Here is a 19840-nt window from a genome sequence, read left to right as displayed (position 1 = left end):
GCCCACCGTCTCTCCAGTGTGTCCGGCCGTCTCTCCAACCCGTCCCACCGTCTCTCCAGTGTGTCACAAGCGCCTCAGCAGCGCCGGTGAAGGGGGTTCTAAGCATTACAAACATACACCGCAAGCAGAAAATCACGCCCTGAGCAACTTTTTTGCACTTTCTTATTTTACTCAATAAATTCAGATAATTAAGGTGATAAATTCGACCGATGCACCCAGGAAAGCCCATTATCACGCCTAAGGTATCCACACTGCTATCCGTACGAGCTATGCCCGATATCAACATATTGTTGAGCTCCCCACGTCTACTACAAGACTCGTATGAGTCGCCGGGTATGAAACACACCCGCACCGAGTCGGAATTTGCCTGCACGCGGTCTGAAACGGGGATGCACCGGCAAATACTTTGCACCCTCTCTTGCGAAACGCTCTGGATTGCGTTCAGGTCACCTGACTAGTTACCTACTGGCACGCAGCGAGATGACACGAACACACGCCGCCATCTTCCCACGCATATGCACCGTCGGCTTTGACGGTCTGCTGGTCTCTTTCGCCGAAACCATGGCCGAGCCATCGAACCGGGCAGCATTGGCGTTTCGAGCTGCGGTGGATTCTGAACGGTGGGAAGGTGTCATTGAAACCTCTGCGACGCTGGCGTCGACTTATATCCGATTTGAACCATCCCAGTTTGCCCACGCAAACCTTCGCGACCGGGTCGAGCAGCTGTTGCGGCGGCGGGATTGGTACAAAGCGCCCCTCCCCCAGGGGCGCAGGTTATGGAGTGTCCCCACGGTTTATGGCGGCGCGCTTGCCCCTCAATTAGATGAAGCAGCGGCTGCGGCCAGGCTGTCCCCCGATGAAGCCGTTTATCGATTGAGCGCCACAACCGTCCGCGTCCTGACGATCGGATTTGCTCCCGGTCAGCCATATCTTGGCCCGCTCGGCCCCGAGTTCAACATACCGCGCCTCAAGAAGTTGACCCCGATGGTGCCCGAGGGCGCTTTGGTATTGGCGATTTCGCAATTTGTCCTTTTCTCGGGACCCACACCAACCGGGTGGCGACATATTGGCCAAACCGCTTTTCGCTGTTTTCGTCCTGAAGCACAGAACAGCTTTGCCCTGAAACCCGGCGACGAAATGCAGTTCGTGTCAGTCACGCGTGAGGAACTAGAGGCGATACGCGCTAATGACGTTGATGGATCAGGCGGCGCGACCTGTCAGGAGATCGCGGTTTGAGCCTGTCTGTCCTGCGCATAGGGCCTGCTTGTACAATACAGGACCAAGGCCGCCACGGATATCTGGATCAAGGGCTTTCCCGATCTGGCGCAGCAGATTTACTGGCCCTGCACGAAGGCGCCGCATTGTTGAGACAAAGTCCTAAACTTGCCGCGCTTGAAATGGCCGGAATGGGCGGTGAGTTTGAGGCCACTCATCCCATACAGATTGCACTGACGGGCGCACCGATGCAGGCCAGTATTGATGGCGCTGCCATTTCGTGGAATGCCTCCTACCACCTTGAGACCGGACAGCGGGTGATAGTCGGGGCCGCCACACGGGGAACCTATGGATATTTGCACCTGGGCGGCGGTATTGAGGTGCAGGAGTTTCTGGGATCCCGCTCAACTCACCTTACTGCCAAAATCGGGCGCGCCCTACAGGCCGGAGACAGCTTATCCGCCGGGGCAGCGTCACAGCAGGCAGGACAGAAGTTGCGGGCTGAAGATCGGTTCTCGGGCGGTTCGCTGCGGGTTGTGGCCAGCTTTCAGACCGAACTGTTCGACCGGCAAACGCTGGACCGCTTTTTGCGCACGACATTCACTCGCGGGCCCCGCGCAAATCGCATGGGAATGCAGCTGGAAAGCGACGGAGAGGGTTTCGCCGCAAAGGGGCAGCTGAACATATTGTCCGAGGTCATCACCCCCGGCGACATTCAGATGACCGGCACTGGCAATCCCTTTATTCTGCTGCCCGAGTGTCAGACAACTGGCGGGTATCCCAGAATTGCGACCGTCCTTCCCTGTGACCTGCCGCGGGCTGTGCAAACCCCGGCGGGCGTACAGCTTCAGTTCAGGCTGGTCGAAATGGACGAGGCCATTTCCCTGCAAGCGGCTTTTCAAAAAGAACTGGCCAACCTGCCATCCAAGGTCGAACCGCTGATCCGTGATCCTCATGACATTGCTGACCTGCTATCTTATCAACTGGTCAGCGGAATGATCTCTGCCACAGACTAAGGAGTTTGCCGATGCCCAGCGTAGATCTTAATGCCGATATGGGGGAAAGCTTTGGCCCCTGGAGCATGGGCGATGACAAAAGCCTGTTGCGGATTATCACTTCGGCCAACATTGCCTGTGGCGTTCACGCGGGCGATCCGGACGTCATGGCGCAAACGATGACCCTGGCTGTGGAAAACGGTGTCGGCATTGGCGCGCATCCCGGCTTTCCTGACCTACAGGGGTTTGGCCGCCGCAATATGAAAATACCCCATGATAGCCTGCGAAATCTTGTTCGGTATCAGTTGGGATCGGCGATCGGTATGGCAAACGCCGTTGGAACGCAGGTCCGGCATCTGAAGCTGCACGGTGCATTGTCCAACATGTGTTCGGTCGATATCGACATGGCGCGGGCCTGTTATCAGGGCGCGCTGGACGTGAACCCAGATATCATCATCATGGTGCTGGCCGTCACCAAGCAGGAAGAAGCCGTTCGGGAATTGGGCTGCAAGTGGGTCGGCGAAATCTTTGCCGACCGCGCCTATAACGACGATGGCACTCTGGTCGACCGAAGCTTGCCCGGAGCCGTCATCCACGACCCCGAAATTGCAGGGCCTCGAATTCTGGAAATGGTCCGCGAAGGGGCCATCATTACCGAAACCGGCAAAAGGCTTGAAACCGCGATCGACACGATCTGCCTGCACGGGGATGGACCAACCGCCGTTCAGATTGCGCATTCGGTCCGCGAAAACCTGATCGCGGGCGGGGTCGAAGTGACAAAGTTCCTGCGGTAATCCCGCGGGTGCAATGCGTCCGCCCGTACTCAGACTGTTGCCGAGGCTGAATTCCCTCCCTAGCATGTCAGCAAGCATATGTTCTGAATACCACAATCCCGGCAACGAACCGCACCTGGTTTGCCTAGTCTGGGCAAGGAGTAACTTTATGTCTTTTGATTTAGCGTCTTACGAACCACGCGGCGACAAGAAGAATTCGGACTTCTTCAACGAGTATTTGCCAAAAATTTACGAACGCCGTGCCAGCTCTGGTGTCGCCCAGCAGGTTGGGTCCATGCGCGCTGTCGTGCTTCAGGTCGAAACTGACGTTCTTTTCGACACTCTGGTCGAGCTATATGTGATGTCGCCATACCGCCACACGGCCAGCTATCTTGGACGGACGCATAAATACTCGGTCCTGCATTCACACCTGGACTACCCGGCGCTCATCGTGATGGCTCCGCTTAGCCCGACATTCGAAGACTTCATCCCGCGCATCAACCGCATGTACCCGTTGGCACGAAACACGCCGCAAACGCGCTATGTTGGCGAAGTGTTTGGCGCCACTGACCTGAACACGCTGACCAAAACGCTGGAGGATCAGAATATCCGGTTCGAATATTCCGGCGACACCGAGAACCCGTTTTACACGCTAAAGGGCCTTCGGTTCACCACCCCTTCTGATTTCACCTGCAACCGGGTCGGTTATTCAACGCTGGATTTCAACGATACCGACAGTTTGGGTCTGGGCGACAGGGTATTGCTCAGCAGCGCAGAACAAGCGCGACTGGATGAGGCTGCTGCCTTTGGTGCCGATAGCAATATCTCTTCACTGATGTTGGGCATCGACCATCTGGCGACACGCGTTCTGGCTGGTGAGCGCGAGGATGCGATCCTCGAATTTCTGACGATGGTGCCCTACTATTTCTGGGGGGCGTACAACATTTTCGACATGAATTCGTCGACCAATGTGAACCGCAATGCTGGTGTGGATGATGACAAGAAATCCCCGGCTAAGGTATTTACAGCCAATAATACGCCTTCGTTTGTAAACTCTTTTGCCAAACGGCCCATGCCAACCGAGGATTTCGTCCGCAATTTCGGACGTCGGCTGCATCACATGGCGATCGAGATTCTGGACGGCGATCACGGTGCGGGCGAAAAGAATGTGGATTTCGTTGTGAACACTCTGAAAGACCAAGGGGTGCCATTCCTGGCCCATGTGGTTGGAGAGTGCAAAGACGATCCGAACCTCAAGCAGATCTTCTCAAAACACTCGAAGAACACTCTGCTGATCACCGAGTATATCGAGCGCTGTCATAAGTATGATGGGTTCTTTACCAAAGATAACGTCGCGGCCCTGACTGCGGCCGCCGGTCAGGATGAGCAATATCAGCACGGCCACGTATTCGACTGACCTGATCCCTGCCGCCTACTACGGCACGCTCGCTCAGCAAAAAAAGGCCACGGAATTCCGTGGCCAGACCCATCCAGGAGAGTATATGTCGGGTCTTATGACGGCCCGATCATGAAACAGGTGACATTGCGAGCCTGAAGTCTGCGGCAGGCCAGATCGGCTTGCTCTCGGGTCATGCCCTGGAACGTCGCATCGAACCCGCGTGAGTTTTGATTGACCTTGCGCAGCGTGCCTTCCAATGTGGTCATTTCCGACAGGGCCGTTTTCAGTAGAACCTTTTCAGCCTCGTACCGGGTCGTATAGCGCCCCACATTCACGCCCCACAAATGACCGCCAGAGGTCGACAAGCGTGTGACGATTTCCTGCTCTGGCTCGGGCTGTTCTGCCGAGGCCAGCACCAGATCGTCCGTGCGTACCGTCGGGCGCGTCGTTCCTTCGGTCGGCGTCTCTACACCTGCCGAGGCGATGGCTGCGGCGATACCGTCCTGAATCCGCGCGTCGTTCTTGGCTGCGGTTGCGGCGACGTTGTTCGCCACTAGAACGGTACTCCCCCGCTGGGGTCGAAGAACCGGTCGCAGGCTTCTGGTGGGCGCGCCGCTTACGCTGGCGACTTTCGCATTCAAACCTGCATTACCGGCATAGGCCGGCCGGGCTGGTTTGCGGATCGGCGCGCGCGACGGGGCGCGGCGGAAACCCATGTCCAACAGCTCGGCTACTTTGGCATTGCGCGATGCGCCGGATTTGCCACCAAAGACAGTCGCGATGATCCGTTCGTCCTTGCGCTTGGCCGAGGCAACCAGATTGAACCCAGCTGCACGGGTATAGCCCGTCTTGATCCCATCCGCACCGCGATAGGCCGCTAGCAGGCGACGGTTCGTATTGGGAACGGTTTTGATCCCCGCATTCGTGGATTGGCGCGAAAACAGGTTGTAATATTGCGGGTAATCATACAGCAGATGCCGCCCCAGCGTGGTCATGTCCCGTGCGGTCGACAGATGTCCGGCCTCGGTCAGACCATGTGCGTTCTTAAAGGTTGTACGGCTCATTCCCATCGCCTTGGCGGTACGTGTCATGCGGCGCGCAAAGGCGGCCTCGGACCCGCTGAGGGCAACACCAATGGCAGTGGCTGCGTCATTGGCCGACTTCACCGCCGCCGCACGGATCAAATAGCGGAAAGCAATCTTCTGCCCCGAACGCAAACCCAGCTTTGAAGGCGGTTCAGAGGAAGCCTTTTTGGTGATGGTCACCTGCGTATCAAGAGTGATTTCGCCGTTCCGAACCGCTTCAAATGCGATGTACAGTGTCATCATTTTGGTTAACGAGGCCGGATGGAGGCGTGTATCGGCGTTTCGGGAATGCAGCACTTCGCCCGTTCGCGCGTCGATCACCATCGCCGCATATGGGGCAGCAATGCCCTGCGCCGGAGCGAAGGAAAACAACAACAGGAATGCTGCAAGGAATACGCCCATAGGGGCCGGAACTGTCCGCCGTACCTGCACGATTTTTGCCTCTGTCTACCTCAGGCCGCCGGGTTTTCCCGGTCAGCTACTATTTATTTTATTGCTCATCAGCGTAGCACAGCACCCCCGCGAAAGAAACCGAAAGCTCATAACTTTAACGCTTTCAGCGTATGTCAAAGACCCACTAGATGTGGCGGTGCAAACGGCGGCGCACCGCTAAACCTGCCATTTCGTCAAGACTGTGTCGTCGACTGGCCCCTATTTTCGGAAACTGCGACCAAATGGCAACATCAACTCAAAGAGCGAACCAGCGCCGTCAATCCACTAAGATCGGGCAATTCGTGGTATCTGGAACTGTCGGCCGGCACGTCGGCCTGCTCGATCTCCCAGACCAGCCCATGCGGCACGTATACGCCCCAGCATCCGGCCTGAATCGGAGCAACCACATCGGACCGCATCGAATTTCCGACCATCATAGCTGCAGCGGGCCCCTCGCCATGCTGCGCGAAGATCTGGCGATAGATTTCCGGGGTCTTTTCAGACACGATCTCGACCCCGTCGAAAAGATCGCCCAAACCGGATTGCGCAAGTTTGCGTTCCTGGTCTATCAGATCACCCTTGGTGATCAGGATTACGCGGTGGGTGTCGGCAGCGCTTTCGATGGCCTGCCGGGCATAGGGCAACAGCTCGATCGGATGGGCCAACATCTCTTGCCCCGCTTCGATCAGTTGGCGAATGACCGCTGCAGGAACACGGTCTTCGGTCACTTCGATCGCCGTTTCGATCATGGAGAGAGTGAAGCCTTTGATTCCATACCCATAATGCCGGATATTGCGTTTTTCGGCAGCCAGCAATCGGTCCATCAGGTGATCCGATTCGGCATGATCTGATAGCAGGTCGACAAAATGTGCCTGCGTCAGCTGAAAGAACCGTTCGTTGTGCCACAGCGTGTCATCGGCATCGAACCCGATTGTGGTTAGTTTTTCGCCCATTTGGATAACGTCCTGCTGGCTCTTTTATCTGACGCATTGGACGTTATATAAGCGCACAGATAAACCGAAGCCTGAATCGGACGTTTGCGCCTAATGTTTGAGAACCAATGGATGATGTCTGACAAACCGGACGACGATGCAGATTCGTCGATCCTGGTACAGACGCGCCCCAAGACCAAACGCCCGCCGCTGTACAAAGTGCTGCTTTTGAATGACGACTACACCCCGATGGAGTTTGTCGTTCACGTATTGGAACGTTTTTTCGGCATGACCCACGCAGAGGCGTTCGAGATCATGCTAACCGTCCACAAGAAGGGCGTCGCCGTTGTTGGTGTCTTCAGTCATGAGATTGCCGAAACCAAGGTCGGGCAAGTCATGGATTTTGCTCGCCGCCATCAACACCCCCTGCAGTGCACTATGGAACGCGAAGAGTAAGGCGACGCCTGACCTCTTTTCGGAATTGCCAATGTCCCCTCGCCTAGACCTTGCCTTGCAAAGCGGCCTTGAAATCGCGCAACCCCTGTCCGTGATTGGGCCAACGCCCGAGGAAGACCTCTCTGGGCTGGCCTCAGAGACGCAGGTGGTTCAGCCCTTCAAGCCGTTTCACGACCATTTTGCAGACCATGGGTTCACGGCCACGCCCGAGGCTGATGACCCGTGCCAGGATGCAATCGTGTTCCTGCCCCGCGCCAAGGCCTTGGCCCGCAGCCTTGTGCATCAGGCCTGCCAGCGCGCGGACGGGTTGGTTGTGATTGATGGCGCCAAGACAAATGGCGTCGACAGCCTGTTGAAGGATATTCGCAAACGCGTAACCGTGCAGGGGCCCATCGCAAAAGCACATGGCAAGATCTTTTGGTTCCAGTCCGACGTAAACGCGTTCGAGGACTGGGCCGCACCCGCCACCCAATCCGCCGACGGATTTCAGACAGCGCCCGGAGTATTTTCTGCAGACGGGGTCGACCCGGCCTCAGTAATGCTGCTTGCCGCCCTGCCTGAAAAACTGGGCGGTCGGGTCGCCGATCTGGGGGCTGGCTGGGGATACCTATCCACAGGGCTAATGGGTGCAAAGGGGCTGCAGGAATTGCATCTGGTCGAGGCCGATCACATCGCCCTGCAATGTGCTCGTGCAAATGTAAAAGACGACCGTGCACAGTTCCACTGGGCCGACGCGGTCACCTGGCGCGCGCCTGAGCCGCTGGATACGGTCATTATGAACCCGCCGTTTCACACATCGCGCAGTGCTGATCCCACGTTGGGTCAGGGATTCATCAAATCTGCTGCGCGCAGTCTGACACGGGGCGGTTCCCTTTGGATGGTCGCCAATCGACACCTACCCTATGAAATTACGCTGAACGAGGCCTTCGCGCAGGTGAAGGAAGTGACCGGGGACAATCGTTTCAAAGTCTTCCACGCCTCTCGCCCTCGGCGGTGATACCCGCTAACCTGCACCGCACATCAGGAGAACACGCATGTCCTTTTCCATAGCCGGCAAGACCGCGATCGTCACAGGTGGTGCAAATGGTGTCGGATTGGCCATCGGACGTCACTTCGCGGATGCCGGGGCCAATGTCATGTTCGCCGACATGGATGAAAAACGACTGGCCAATGAACTGGGCGAGCAGGCAGATGACAGCAACATCCGTTTCTTCGCCGGGGATCTGCGTGAAAAGCTGACGATTGCGAACCTGCTTTCGGCCACGATTGACGCTTTCGAACAGGTCGACATCCTGATAAATGGCTCGCGCCAGGTAATTCCGTCTGATCCATTGGATATGGAAGACGACTCGGTCCGCACCTTGTTGAACCAGAACCTGATGCCTGCCTTGCGACTGAGCCAACTTGTTGCCAAACGGATGATCAAGCAATCCGGTGATGATGAAAACGAAAACCCTGCGGGATCCATCATCAATTTATCTTCGATTGCTGCCCGTCGCACTCATCCCGATCTGATGGCCTATTCGGTGTCTACAGCAGCGCTTGATCAGTTGACCCGATCCCTAGCCGTTGCCCTTGCCCCAAACCGCATCCGCGTGAACTCGATCGCGCTGGGATCGGTGATGAGCGCTTCGCTGCAATCCACGCTCAAGGAAAATCGCACATTTCGGGATGATATCGAAAAGCACACCCCCCTTTCCCGGATTGCCGCGCCAAACGAACTGGCCGAAACCGCACAGTACCTTGCCTCGGACGCCGCAGGTTTCATCACTGGACAAATCCTAACCATTGACGGTGGACGCACTTTGCTGGACCCCGTCGCAGCCCCGGCCCATTAAACAGATGTTCGATACTGAAAAAGCCACCGCCGCAGCCTGGTTTCGCGACTTGCGCAATGAAATCGTAAGCGTTTTTGAGCAGCTTGAGGATTCCCACGACACCGGACCTTTTTCCGATGCTCAACCCGGTCGCTTCGAAGTCAAAGAGACCAAACGGCATTCCGATGACGGGGCGGACGCCGGTGGCGGTTTGATGTCCGTGATGCGCGGCGGCCGCGTGTTCGAGAAAGTCGGCGTCAATGTCTCGACAGTATTCGGCCAGCTCGGGGAACGGGCGCAACAGGCAATGGCTACCCGAAAAGGCATTCCCGGAATGACCGAGGACCCGCGGTTCTGGGCCTCGGGTATCAGCCTGGTTGCCCATATGCAGAACCCGCACGCTCCCGCTGTTCACATGAATACGCGCATGTTCTGGACACCTCACGCCTGGTGGTTCGGCGGCGGATCAGACCTGAACCCCTGTATCGAATATGACGAAGACACTGCCCATTTCCACGCAACCCAGAAGGCCCATCTGGATCCCCACGGACCGGGCCACTATCCGCGTTTGAAAGAGTGGGCCGACGAGTATTTCTTTATCCCGCACCGCAAGCGCGCCCGCGGTGTCGGCGGTATCTTTCTGGATGACTATTGCACCGGAGACTGGTCATCGGACTTTGCCCTGACACAGGATATCGGGCGGGCCTTCTTGCCAGCCTTTCTGCCTTTGGTTGAAAAGCGCAGGCAACAGAGCTTTGACGCCGCCGATAAGGATACCCAACTGATTCATCGCGGGCTCTATGCCGAATACAACCTTGTCTATGACCGCGGAACCAAATTCGGGCTAGAGACCGGGCACGACCCGGACGCAGTGCTTATGAGCCTGCCGCCCTTGGCCAAATGGGTCTAACGCCTGACCTGCCTCTGCGGTGCTTTCTACTTCCGGGGTTTCAGAACCCGAAATCCATGAAATTGTCAGAGCAATAGCGCTGCGCCGATGCCGCTGACATGTTCTCGCCAACGCGTTTGACAGTAACCGAATAGCCCGGCGTCGTATCAACCCCTTCGGGCGCAGTCAGCGAGAATTGCACCGTCCGTGTCTGTTTGTCATAGGCCCGGGTTATGTAAATACGCTGGTTCGATTTGGTTCTAAGCGTGCGTATCGCAAAATCCCCGATCCCGCACCAATAGGCCACAGGCGCAGAGCTGCCGCTGGTTGCGACCTCGTAAACGCCATTGTCACGTGGTGTCACTGTCGTTCGGAATGCGGGGTTTATACCGACCCCGAACCCAACAGCCTGGGCCATGGCAGGCACCATCATCAGCGTTAGAGCACATGTTGATATTAAGTATTTCATGATGCTTGACCCCGGGCAAAAAAGATTTCCTTGGGAAATCATAGAACAGATACTCTTTCCGTAAAGCGCAGTTTCAATTCTCAAAGTGCAGCCGCCCACCGACATCCTGCGGCGCAAGCGCCACGGTTTTTATCACCGCAAAGCAAGGTTTACCCGCAGCAAGCCCAAGGGCTTCAACCGAACGTCGGGTGATCCGAGCCAGAATAGTCCCTGCAGGTGTAATGACAGAGACGATCGCACCGGGGCCTTCCCCGGCTCGGATCGTATCAACCCTGCCCTCCAGTACATTCAGCGCTGACAGGCCCTCGGGCCGCTTACTGGCAAGGATCACCTCTTGTGCGGGGATGCGAATACGCAGGCTTTCACCGACCTTATGGGGAATACGCGGCAGAAATAGGCGCGCCTCTTCGGCTGTCAACTCGGTCAACCCATCTGCATGGTGAGCTGATACCTGCACCTGAAGCACCGCACCAACGGCTCTGACACCGAGCGGGGCCACAGAAGGATCAGCCATCACTTCGGAAGCCGGGCCTTGCCGAACCACCTTGCCGTCCTGCAGGGCAACGACAGAAGTAGCCAGCCGGGCAACTTCGGCTGCCGAGTGGGTCACATAAAGGATCGGCACCGAAATCTCATCCCGAAGCCGTTCGAAATAGGGCAGTATCTCGGCCTTCCGTGCATCATCCAATGCGGCCAGAGGCTCATCCGCGAGGATCAGACGCGGGCTGGCCAATAAGGCGCGGCCTATGGCAACACGCTGCTTCTCGCCACCTGACAAGCTCAGTGGACGACGGTCCAGAAGATGCCCGATCCCCAACATCTCAATTACCTTATCGGGGTCTTCGCGCGGCACGCTTTTGGGCGCAAACCAGCGCCCATAGGACAGGTTCTGGCGCACTGTCAGATGCGGGAACAGCCGTCCTTCCTGAAAAATATACCCCAAGCGGCGTTTATGCGGAGGCAGCCAAAGGCGCTTTTCCGTATCGAACAACGTCCACCCGTCAACGGATACGCGACCAGCTTTGGGCTCCAGCAATCCCGCAACAGCGTTAACGATTGTCGTCTTACCGGCGCCGGACCTTCCATACAGAACCGTCACCCCGGCAGGCGCATCAAATTTGGCATCCAACTGAATACCTGGCAGATCATGTTGCAGATTGACGGAAAGGCTCATGTCCCCGACACTCTTGCCGCGGCGCGACGACCGACAAACTCTGACAACAGCAGCGCCCCCATCGCGATGATGACCGATATCACCACTAGCCGCATCGCCGCCGCCTCTCCACCCGGAACCTGCAGAAACGCATAAACGGCCGATGGCAACGTCTGTGTCTGTCCAGGTATGTTCGAAACAAAGGTGATCGTCGCGCCGAACTCACCCATGGCTTTTGCAAAGGCAAGGATGGTCCCGGCGATCACCCCCGGCAGAATCATCGGCAAGGTCACGGTGACAAAAACCCACAGACGCGAGGCACCCAGCGTGGCTCCGGCCTGTTCCAGCTTAGGGTCGACGGCTTCGATCGAAAGGCGAATAGCACGGACCATCAGCGGAAACGCCATGATCCCAGCGGCCAGCGCCGCGCCGGTCCAGCGAAACGCAAAGACAATTCCAAGCCCTGCCAAAGGGCCACCAATCGGGCCCTGAATACCAAAGGTCAATAGCAGCAGATATCCCGTAACAACCGGCGGCAGGATCAATGGCAAATGCACCAACCCATTCAGCACTTGTCGCCCGGGAAAGCGCCAGCGTGCCAGTGCATAGGCAACGAATACACCAAAGGGCAAAGTAACCAGCGTTGCCCAGAAAGAGACACGCAGCGACAATTTCAGCGCCTCAAGTTCTTCCGGTCCCAGCCAACCCATCGGCTAGTCGCCCGGCAGGGCAAATCCCTGCTCTGCAAAGACTGCCATCGCTGCGTCGGTCTGTAGGTAGCTTAGGAAAGCATTTGCCTCGGCTGAGGCTTGCGTTGTTACAGCGGCCGGGTAGACAATTTCCGGGTGAAGATTTGCAGGGAAAGAGGCCACCACCCGCACCCGATCCTCGGCCTGGGCATCCGATCGGTAGACAACACCCAAGGGGGCAGCCCCCGCGGCAACCAAAGCCAGAGCCGCGCGTACATTGTCGGTCTGTGCCACCTGCTGCTGAACACTATCCCAAAGACCTAGGTTTTGCAGCGCCGCTTTGCCGTAAATTCCCGCAGGCACGGCATCGACCAGGGCCATCGCAAGATGCCCACCTGACAAAGCGGCTGAGATGTCCGTCTGCGGGGAAAGCCCCTCAATTTCAACGGCCGTCGGCCCACCGATCAGGACAAGCCCATTTCCCAAAAGGTTAACCCGCGATCCAGCATCAATCAGCCCATTCTCCTGAAGGACATCCATCCAGTCACTGTTGGCTGAAATATACACATCCGCCGGGGCGCCCTGTTGAATTTGACGTGCCAGTATAGAAGACGCCGCATACGATATGACAACCTCCTGACCGCTTTGCCGTTCAAAACCCGGTACAAGTGAATCCAGAGCATTTTTCAGACTGGCAGCAGCAAAAACCAAAACATCGTCGGCCTCTGCACGCTGCGGAGTCGATATCAAACTACCCAAAACAATAGCAGCAGCCAGAAAACGGCTTGCGGATGACAGGGTCATATTGTTCCCGTCTCGTAGGTTAAGGTTCCATCAGGGGATATCTGAGGCGGCGGGGGGCGCGCAAGCATCGATAGGACGCATCGTGAATAAGAACCTTTGAAACGGGCAATTCATAGCCGCTAGAACACCCAAGATATTTTGGAGGTGCCTGGTCCGAAACGACCGGTTCAGATTTCGTGATCCCTCAAAAAGTCTGATAAATCAGAGCCCGGTTGGCGGAGATATCACCCCAGATGCCCGCCTTGTCTAAATTCAGTGAAAGAAATTGTGCCAGACCCTCTTGCGCCCGCGCGCCGGCTTGGCTAAATGCAGCCTCACGGGTGATTAGCTCAGTTGGTAGAGCGCTTCGTTTACACCGAAGATGTCGGGAGTTCGAGTCTCTCATCACCCACCATTCTTTCCCTACAATGTATCAAGGTCTTACGCGGCTAGCACCTTTTGCTGTGCTGCGCATGAAACTGTGTCCGCTGCGCCTCCGCTGCACATAAACGGAGATGATGTCTCCAACACAGGAGATAAGCCACATGGGTTTCGCACGTATTCAGAAGAGGTCAACCTTGAGCCTGGGACTTATGGCATCGAAGTCCGATATGTCGAGAACCACGGCCATGCGGGGCTGAAGCTGGAATGGGACGGTCCGGATACCGATGGCCGTGAGGTGATGCAGGCCGATCCCGGTTTGTCGGTTCCCAAGGACGACGCGATCCAAGTTGGCATCCAAGTGTCGCATGCGTCTGATCAGGCGAATGTTACACTGGAGGGGTTGCCGGCAAATACCCTGATAATCAGTGGTGAGCATTCAGTGATCACCAAAGGTGATCCGGTGGATTTGTCGGGTTGTAATCTGAACCACCTGGAGCTTTCCCCGCCAGTAGGTTTCGAGGGCGTAATTCATGGTCAGATCGTTGTGTCAGACATAGACAGCGCCGGCACTCTCATCACTTCGGAAAACCCATTTGCCCTGACCGTCGGTGACGACCCTGTCAGCGCAGGGAATTCTTTGGACGAAGGACTGGCTTACGAAGCGCTGTACTCGAGTACTCCTGGAACCCTGCCTTGGGATGCTATCCATTCGACCGACAATGCCCCAGAGGTGGATGTTCTGGACGAGCCGATCTCAACCCTCGGAGATGCAAATATTACTTGTATTGAAATAGATACTTATGAGAGATTTGATTGGTAGTGAATGCAATGCCAAGCGGAGCCGACCTGCATTCTGTTCTGGGATGCGATCTTTGCCACAGACTTCTTGCCGAGACGCTAGAATCTTGATTTTGCAGACGGTCCAACACCTATATTTTCTTTGGTTGTGCCCAAGGCACAGTCTGGCCAGAATTTCAGCAAATTTATGACAGAAATCACACCTAGCTGCGGCGTTCGAAACGAATCTGCTCTAGGTGAGATCAAATGAAAAAGTTGGCGATTCTTCTTATATTTATGCCCTTCACGGCGCTTGCAGAAGAGCGGGTGTTTGAATGTCAGTCACCAGACGAACAGCATCCCGAAATGGCTGCGAAACTGATCAAATATGAAGATCAAAACAAAGGTCGTATCAAGATCGGTGACATCGACAAAGAGGTCGATGTTTTCCCGGGGCTCGATACCTTGACCTACCTGTATATCGGCGAGGATCACACGCTGAGTTATAACGTCCACCCCCAGAAAGGCACGTTCGATTTCTCTGCCTCTGGTAGTAGAACCGGTTGGGGCAAAGGAACTTGCACGGAAATCACAGGGCAATAACCCGCATCTCCTCCCAACAATGCACCGGCCTGATCCATGGGCGTGTGCTTGCGGCAAACAGTAGCTACACCCGCAGTAGCGCCACATATCTATCGGCGGGCCAACCAGCACTGTGCCTTTTTCAAATATACGCATCGCGCCGCTTCCGTCCCGAAACGGCGCGATGACATTTCAGTTAATGCGCGCCACTGCGCTTGGCGTTGACGACTGTCTGCTCCAGAGGGTTATAGCCTTCGGGAACAGGCACAAGATTTACCCTTTTTGCATAGTCCTCAAAATAGGCCTGCATCGCTGCGACACGCTCGGGCATCTGGTCCGCCAGATTGTGTAATTCCGACGGATCAGCTTCGATATCAAACAGCTCCCATTCGCCTGTGCCTTTAGGGGCCAGATTCTGCATCAGTTTATATTTGCCCTGGAATACTGCCGAGGACCCTGCAAGCTCATATCCGACCGGGTTGTTATCGTCGCGCACGGTTTCCGTCTCACCCTTCAGGACCGGCATCATACTGATACCGTCTGGCGTATAAATTTCGCGACCGTCATAGACCGGTCCGGGAACGTCTACGCCGGCAACTTCAAGAAGTGTCGGAACGATATCGCGAACAAAGGCAAATTTATCGACTTGCGATCCAGGCTCGACAACACCCGGGAATTTCACGATCAAAGGGACACGCAAACCACCCTCGGTCGAGAATGTCTTAAAGTAGCTGCCCGGAACCGCTGCGGCTGCCGCCCAGCCAGGGCCGTAATCAGCATAGACACCCTGCTGCCCCATATCCGAATAATCGCCGTCAAAATCCTCGATATAGACCTTGTCGTAATGGGCTTTGTACCAATCACGATAGGCTTCAGACAGCGGCAACTGGTTCGGATCCGGGCCGTTATCCGCAAGGAAAATGACGATGGTGTTGTCCGCAATACCTTTTTCATCCAGATAGCTCAGGATCCTGCCGATATTGACATCCATATTGTCCAGCATTCCGGCATAGGTCTGCATCCGTCGCGCGTTGAATGCTTTTTCTTCGTCGTTAAGCTTTTCCCAATCCGGCATCTGCCACGGTTCATAAGAGGTTTTCGCAAACTCCGGGTCCAATTCCACATCCGGAGAGATCAGCCCAAGTTCCTTCTGCTTTTCCAGACGCGAAACCCGCAGGGCCTCGAACCCTTCGTCATAAACGCCTTCATATTTGTCGATGAATTCTTTTGGCGCCTGATGAGGGTAATGGACGGCCTGATACCCGACCCAGGCCAAAAATGGTTTACCGTCATCCAGGTTGCTGTCGATGTAATCGATCATCGTTTGGGTATAAAAATCGGATGAGAAGTAGTCGTCCGTTGGCAGGCTGACGAGCTTGTCGTCCTCGTAATAGTGCACCCGCGTATAGAACGGGGCATAGGGCTGCTCGACCCAGTTATCCGCACCGCTTTCGCCCAGCATAAAGGATTTCTCAAATCCGCGGTCATAAGCGATCGTGCCAGGCTCATGACCTAGGTGCCATTTGCCGGTCATATAGGTGTGGTATCCTGCGTCGCGCAACAGACGCGGCAACGCAACAACCTTGTCGTTCAAATGACCTTCATAGCCAGGCTTGCCGAATTGGTTATCGGCCTGAATCTCTAACATATTGCCGAGGCCTGCGAGATGGTTGTCGACACCGCTGATCAGCATAGTCCGAGTGGGCGAGCAAGACGCTCCGACGTGGAAATTGGTGAACAGCATACCGTCATCTGCCAGTTGGTCGATCGAGGGCGTTTCGATTTCACTGCCAAATGCGCCAACATCGGAAAACCCCATGTCATCTGCGATTAGAATAAGAACGTTTGGGCGTGTATCCTCAGAATCGGCAAGTGCTGCAGTCGTTGATAACGCCGAAGCGCCAAGCACAGCTAATATATTCCTTAAAGGAACCATTGAATCCTCCGTTATGTGGGAAGTCCGGGGCGTCGTGCCACGGTCGACAATAATGTCGCAGGAAACGACAATTCCGACTACAGAAAGAGACGACCATTCCATCATTTGGTATGAGCGTTCGGAATATTGGAACGAGGGTGCAAATGATTGATTCCAAAGCCATAGATGCGGTGCGCTCATTGGCCAGACACGGCAACTTTCGCGTGGCAGCGGATGCAATCGGAACCTCTCCGGCAAGTTTCTCACGCTATATCGGCCAGGCAGAAACTTATGCCGGTCAGGCGCTATTCGAACGGACAGGCCGCGGCGCAAACATCAGACCGGCGGGGAAACGCTTTTTGCAACTTCTGGACGCGCTGCACAATGCGACCAGCCAGTTTGAAGCAGGAGTCAAACGGTTGCGTTCGGTCGGCCCGGAGGTGCTGAATATCGGCTGCGGCCCCCTGACGACCCGGACGATCATCACGCCGCTTCTGGCAGAGCTGCTTGATAACTGGCCAGATCTTCGTGTCCGCGTTGATGTGCGGGCCACCATGGAACCCCTCGAAGCATTGCGGATAGGGCGCCTGGACGTGGCGGTTTGCGATCTGACGCACACGCCCAACCTAAGCGATCTGGACATTCAGGTCGTTCGAAAGGAACCCGTTTTCTTCTGCGCTCGCCCCGACCATCCCATTCATCAGGCTACTCCGGTCTCAATCGCTGAGGTGTTTCGGCATCCGTTTATAACCGCGCATATGCATCGCCACTGGCGCTCTGCCATTGCCGCCACTCTGGGGAATGACGAGAAAGCCTGGCATATTGTTGACCGATTGCCCCAGATCGAAAGTGACGATTTCTCTTTAGTTGCCGATATGGCCTGCAGAGCAGACCTGATTGCCGGAGGAATGAAGGAAGATTTTGATCAGCACCTGAAATTGGGGATGTTGAAAGAGATACGAACCACGCAACCTCTGACCTGGAACATATGCGCTGCCCGTCGCAAGGGCGTTAAATTTGCCGCGCTTGATATGCTCTGGAATCGATTGTGCCACCGGTACGGGGCGGAATAAGCCCGCCGCATGACCGGAATACCCGGCGGTTAGTCTACATCGCGGACAACGCGAAATCCGACATGATTGCTGCCCAACGACATCTCAACCGGCTGCCGCGCAGAAGGTCGGTAACGCAGACAGAAATTCGGCGCGCAAAGCCATGAGCCCCCTTTGACCAACCGCATTGCACCCATCGATGCGCTACCGAACTGGGCGGCAAAGGCTTTTTCCGGGCCGGTAGGATCAATTTGGTCGCCAGGAATGTGCCCCGGCACCCACCAGTCGGCCACGTGCTCCCAGACATTGCCCGCCATGTCATACAGGCCGTAGCCATTGGCCACATATGACGCTACGGGTGCGGTTCCGACATGGCCATCGTCAGCCAGGTTTTCGCTTGGGAACTGTCCTTGCCAGGTGTTTGCCTTCCACCCATTACTGGGATCATAGCTGTCACCCCAGGTGTAGTCGGCGCCTTCGATCCCGCCGCGAGCTGCAAATTCCCATTCGGCCTCGGTCGGCAGACGACCTCCGATCCACTCTGCAAATTCTGCGGCATCCTCGGGTGACACATGCACCACCGGATGGTCGCCCAGTTCCGCAATCGAACTGCCCGGTCCTGCCGGGTGTTGCCAGCTTGCACCTTTGACATAGCGCCACCATGCGTTGGGGTTATTCAGCGACACCGCTTCCTTAGGCTGGGCGAAGACCATCGACCCAGGCTCAAGCAAATCTGCAGGCAGACCCGGGAAATCCTCAGCCGACAAGCCACGCTCTGCCGTTGTCTGATACCCGGTTTCTTCGACAAAATTCGCAAATTGGTCGTTGGTAATTTCTGTCCGCGTAATGTCAAAGGACCCGACATTCACTGGATGGACCGGAGTCTCTTCCGCTTGAAAGTTTTGCGAGCCCATCAGGAATTCTCCACCATCCAGCCGGACAAACTCAGGACCTGGTTTGGAACCGATACTGGTATACCAAACCGCAAAGCATACAATCGTAACCACGGGAACCGAGCCATAGGCTAGCAATCTTCTTGAAAGGGGCATGTAGAATTAACCTGTTGGATCTATCAGGGGTGAATGTAGTGATTTGGTACGGTTTTCAATCCCCTACTGTGAATGGGCAGCATTTCCACCCTTCGACCTGTGCTTCAACGAAAGGCGCGCACCTGCCTGCTGCGAGGCAAATTCACCGACACTTGTAAATTCATGTCAAATTGGGACCACTGTTCAATTCAAACGATCCACAGCCGCCAAAGCACCTGACAGAGCGACTTTGATCTCTGAGGGCATGCCTCTGCCCTGTTTATATTGATTGGCCGCGATCCAACCTGCCTTGTGCCCCCGCGCACCGATCGCCTTCATCCGTGCATCAGCCGCAGAATCCGGCATTTTCTCAACCAGGTTTCTCGAATACTCGATCTCATCGCGGGACAAAATCATACCAACCGCACTGTATACATCCATGCCCACTTGCATCGTCAAATGATCCAGCCGATGTGTTGCCCCAGACAACATGCGCGTGCAAAAGGCCGCCAGAAAATACCAGCGAAAGATCGCAAGTATGCGCTTCTGAGTATCAGTGAATGTATCTACCTCAAATAACGCCGTGGCGGAGATCTTTTCAAATGCTGCACTGGCCGCCTGAGAGGCCTGAATAATCTGAACCTCGCGCACGTCTACGGGTATGACTGGCGGGACAGGTGTCACGACCGGCTGGTAAGTTTCGAAATTCATGCATGGCCTCCGGCTTTGGTTGCTGAAGGGAACATGGGGGTTCGAAAATGCATCCCGATGTGAATCTCTGCCATAGTTTGTAAGTATACCCGGTATTTTGGCTAAACTTAAAAGCCATTTTTCATATGTAACGCAAACTCAAGGACAAACTTGGCTATTTGAGCTATTAATTGTGTGGGATTTGGGCCGCATTTTTTTGCAGAAATCTGGGCCTTTATATCGCCCTAAACCCCCTTACATCTGACACGATCTTGCAGAATTTGTGCCCTTTTTACCAAATACAAACAGTCAATCCTGCTGATCA

20 protein-coding genes and 1 tRNA gene are annotated in these 19840 nt (G+C 55.7%); 12 read left to right on the top strand and 9 right to left on the bottom strand.

Going from position 1 to position 19840, the window contains the following annotated elements:
• Positions 1-480: 480 nt before the first annotated feature.
• The 4 genes from FN806_RS08245 to FN806_RS08230 all read left to right on the top strand — a co-directional run bounded on the left by FN806_RS08245 (position 481) and on the right by FN806_RS08230 (position 4400).
• Entirely contained in the window at positions 481-1236 is a 756-nt protein-coding gene (locus FN806_RS08245; protein WP_142635929.1) for a 5-oxoprolinase subunit B family protein, read from the top strand.
• Positions 1233-2231, top strand: a complete 999-nt coding sequence (locus tag FN806_RS08240) for a 5-oxoprolinase subunit C family protein (RefSeq protein ID WP_142635927.1) — start codon at positions 1233-1235, stop codon at positions 2229-2231. Before FN806_RS08245 ends, FN806_RS08240 begins: the two co-directional genes overlap by 4 nt.
• A gap of 11 nt (positions 2232-2242) precedes the next feature.
• Positions 2243-3004 (top strand): LamB/YcsF family protein, encoded by a 762-nt coding sequence (locus FN806_RS08235; protein WP_142635925.1) that lies wholly within the window; start codon positions 2243-2245, stop codon positions 3002-3004.
• 148 nt (positions 3005-3152) lie between these two features.
• Positions 3153-4400, top strand: a complete 1248-nt coding sequence (locus tag FN806_RS08230; RefSeq protein WP_142635923.1) for a hypothetical protein — start codon at positions 3153-3155, stop codon at positions 4398-4400.
• Positions 4401-4495: 95 nt separating this feature from the next.
• On the opposite strand, the gene FN806_RS08225 is transcribed toward FN806_RS08230, so the two are convergent.
• Positions 4496-5869 carry a D-alanyl-D-alanine carboxypeptidase family protein gene (locus FN806_RS08225; RefSeq protein ID WP_142635921.1) on the bottom strand — a complete coding sequence of 458 codons (1374 nt, stop codon included), beginning with the start codon at positions 5867-5869 and terminating at the stop codon, positions 4496-4498.
• A gap of 281 nt (positions 5870-6150) precedes the next feature.
• Positions 6151-6852: an HAD family hydrolase gene (locus tag FN806_RS08220; RefSeq protein WP_142635919.1), complete on the bottom strand. Its 702-nt coding sequence runs from the start codon at positions 6850-6852 to the stop codon at positions 6151-6153.
• A 93-nt stretch (positions 6853-6945) separates the two neighbouring features.
• On the opposite strand from FN806_RS08220, the gene clpS reads away from it, so the two are divergent.
• Genes clpS through hemF form a run of 4 tightly spaced genes read left to right on the top strand, consistent with a single transcriptional unit; the run spans position 6946 to position 10014 of the window.
• Positions 6946-7287: an ATP-dependent Clp protease adapter ClpS gene (gene clpS, locus FN806_RS08215; RefSeq protein ID WP_142635917.1), complete on the top strand. Its 342-nt coding sequence runs from the start codon at positions 6946-6948 to the stop codon at positions 7285-7287.
• 31 nt (positions 7288-7318) lie between these two features.
• Positions 7319-8284, top strand: a complete 966-nt coding sequence (locus FN806_RS08210) for a class I SAM-dependent methyltransferase (RefSeq protein WP_142635915.1) — start codon at positions 7319-7321, stop codon at positions 8282-8284.
• 37 nt (positions 8285-8321) lie between these two features.
• Entirely contained in the window at positions 8322-9125 is an 804-nt protein-coding gene (locus FN806_RS08205; protein WP_142635913.1) for an SDR family NAD(P)-dependent oxidoreductase, read from the top strand.
• Between the two features lie 4 nt (positions 9126-9129).
• Positions 9130-10014, top strand: a complete 885-nt coding sequence (gene hemF, locus FN806_RS08200; RefSeq protein WP_142635911.1) for an oxygen-dependent coproporphyrinogen oxidase — start codon at positions 9130-9132, stop codon at positions 10012-10014.
• 40 nt (positions 10015-10054) lie between these two features.
• On the opposite strand, the gene FN806_RS08195 is transcribed toward hemF, so the two are convergent.
• The 4 genes from FN806_RS08195 to modA all read right to left on the bottom strand — a co-directional run bounded on the left by FN806_RS08195 (position 10055) and on the right by modA (position 13108).
• A complete protein-coding gene (locus FN806_RS08195; protein ID WP_246097195.1) occupies positions 10055-10426 on the bottom strand; it encodes a hypothetical protein in 372 nt (123 codons plus the stop codon).
• 109 nt (positions 10427-10535) lie between these two features.
• Entirely contained in the window at positions 10536-11636 is a 1101-nt protein-coding gene (modC, locus tag FN806_RS08190; RefSeq protein ID WP_142635907.1) for a molybdenum ABC transporter ATP-binding protein, read from the bottom strand.
• Entirely contained in the window at positions 11633-12325 is a 693-nt protein-coding gene (gene modB, locus FN806_RS08185) for a molybdate ABC transporter permease subunit (RefSeq protein WP_142635905.1), read from the bottom strand. The genes modC and modB overlap by 4 nt, the downstream gene beginning before the upstream one ends.
• 3 nt (positions 12326-12328) lie before the next feature.
• Positions 12329-13108 carry a molybdate ABC transporter substrate-binding protein gene (modA, locus tag FN806_RS08180; protein ID WP_142635903.1) on the bottom strand — a complete coding sequence of 260 codons (780 nt, stop codon included), beginning with the start codon at positions 13106-13108 and terminating at the stop codon, positions 12329-12331.
• Positions 13109-13426: 318 nt separating this feature from the next.
• Between modA and FN806_RS08175 the strand changes: the two genes are divergently transcribed.
• The 3 genes from FN806_RS08175 to FN806_RS08165 all read left to right on the top strand — a co-directional run bounded on the left by FN806_RS08175 (position 13427) and on the right by FN806_RS08165 (position 14851).
• A tRNA-Val gene (locus FN806_RS08175) sits at positions 13427-13502 on the top strand.
• A 66-nt stretch (positions 13503-13568) separates the two neighbouring features.
• Positions 13569-14291: a hypothetical protein gene (locus tag FN806_RS08170; protein WP_142635902.1), complete on the top strand. Its 723-nt coding sequence runs from the start codon at positions 13569-13571 to the stop codon at positions 14289-14291.
• A 224-nt stretch (positions 14292-14515) separates the two neighbouring features.
• Positions 14516-14851: a hypothetical protein gene (locus FN806_RS08165; protein ID WP_142635900.1), complete on the top strand. Its 336-nt coding sequence runs from the start codon at positions 14516-14518 to the stop codon at positions 14849-14851.
• Between the two features lie 175 nt (positions 14852-15026).
• On the opposite strand, the gene FN806_RS08160 is transcribed toward FN806_RS08165, so the two are convergent.
• Positions 15027-16766 (bottom strand): arylsulfatase, encoded by a 1740-nt coding sequence (locus tag FN806_RS08160; protein ID WP_185956654.1) that lies wholly within the window; start codon positions 16764-16766, stop codon positions 15027-15029.
• 143 nt (positions 16767-16909) lie between these two features.
• On the opposite strand from FN806_RS08160, the gene FN806_RS08155 reads away from it, so the two are divergent.
• Positions 16910-17818 carry a LysR family transcriptional regulator gene (locus FN806_RS08155; protein ID WP_185956653.1) on the top strand — a complete coding sequence of 303 codons (909 nt, stop codon included), beginning with the start codon at positions 16910-16912 and terminating at the stop codon, positions 17816-17818.
• Between the two features lie 29 nt (positions 17819-17847).
• Here the strand turns inward: FN806_RS08155 and FN806_RS08150 are convergent, their stop codons facing one another.
• Complete coding sequence (locus FN806_RS08150) at positions 17848-18804, bottom strand: formylglycine-generating enzyme family protein (RefSeq protein WP_221929475.1); 957 nt, start codon at positions 18802-18804, stop codon at positions 17848-17850.
• A 225-nt stretch (positions 18805-19029) separates the two neighbouring features.
• A complete protein-coding gene (locus FN806_RS08145; RefSeq protein WP_142635892.1) occupies positions 19030-19536 on the bottom strand; it encodes a hypothetical protein in 507 nt (168 codons plus the stop codon).
• Positions 19537-19840: the final 304 nt, after the last annotated feature.

The sequence above is a fragment of the Ruegeria faecimaris genome, from assembly GCF_900182615.1.
Lineage (GTDB): Bacteria > Pseudomonadota > Alphaproteobacteria > Rhodobacterales > Rhodobacteraceae > Ruegeria > Ruegeria faecimaris.
Note: the sequence above shows the minus strand (reverse complement) of the source record. Positions and strands in the feature narration are given on the sequence as shown.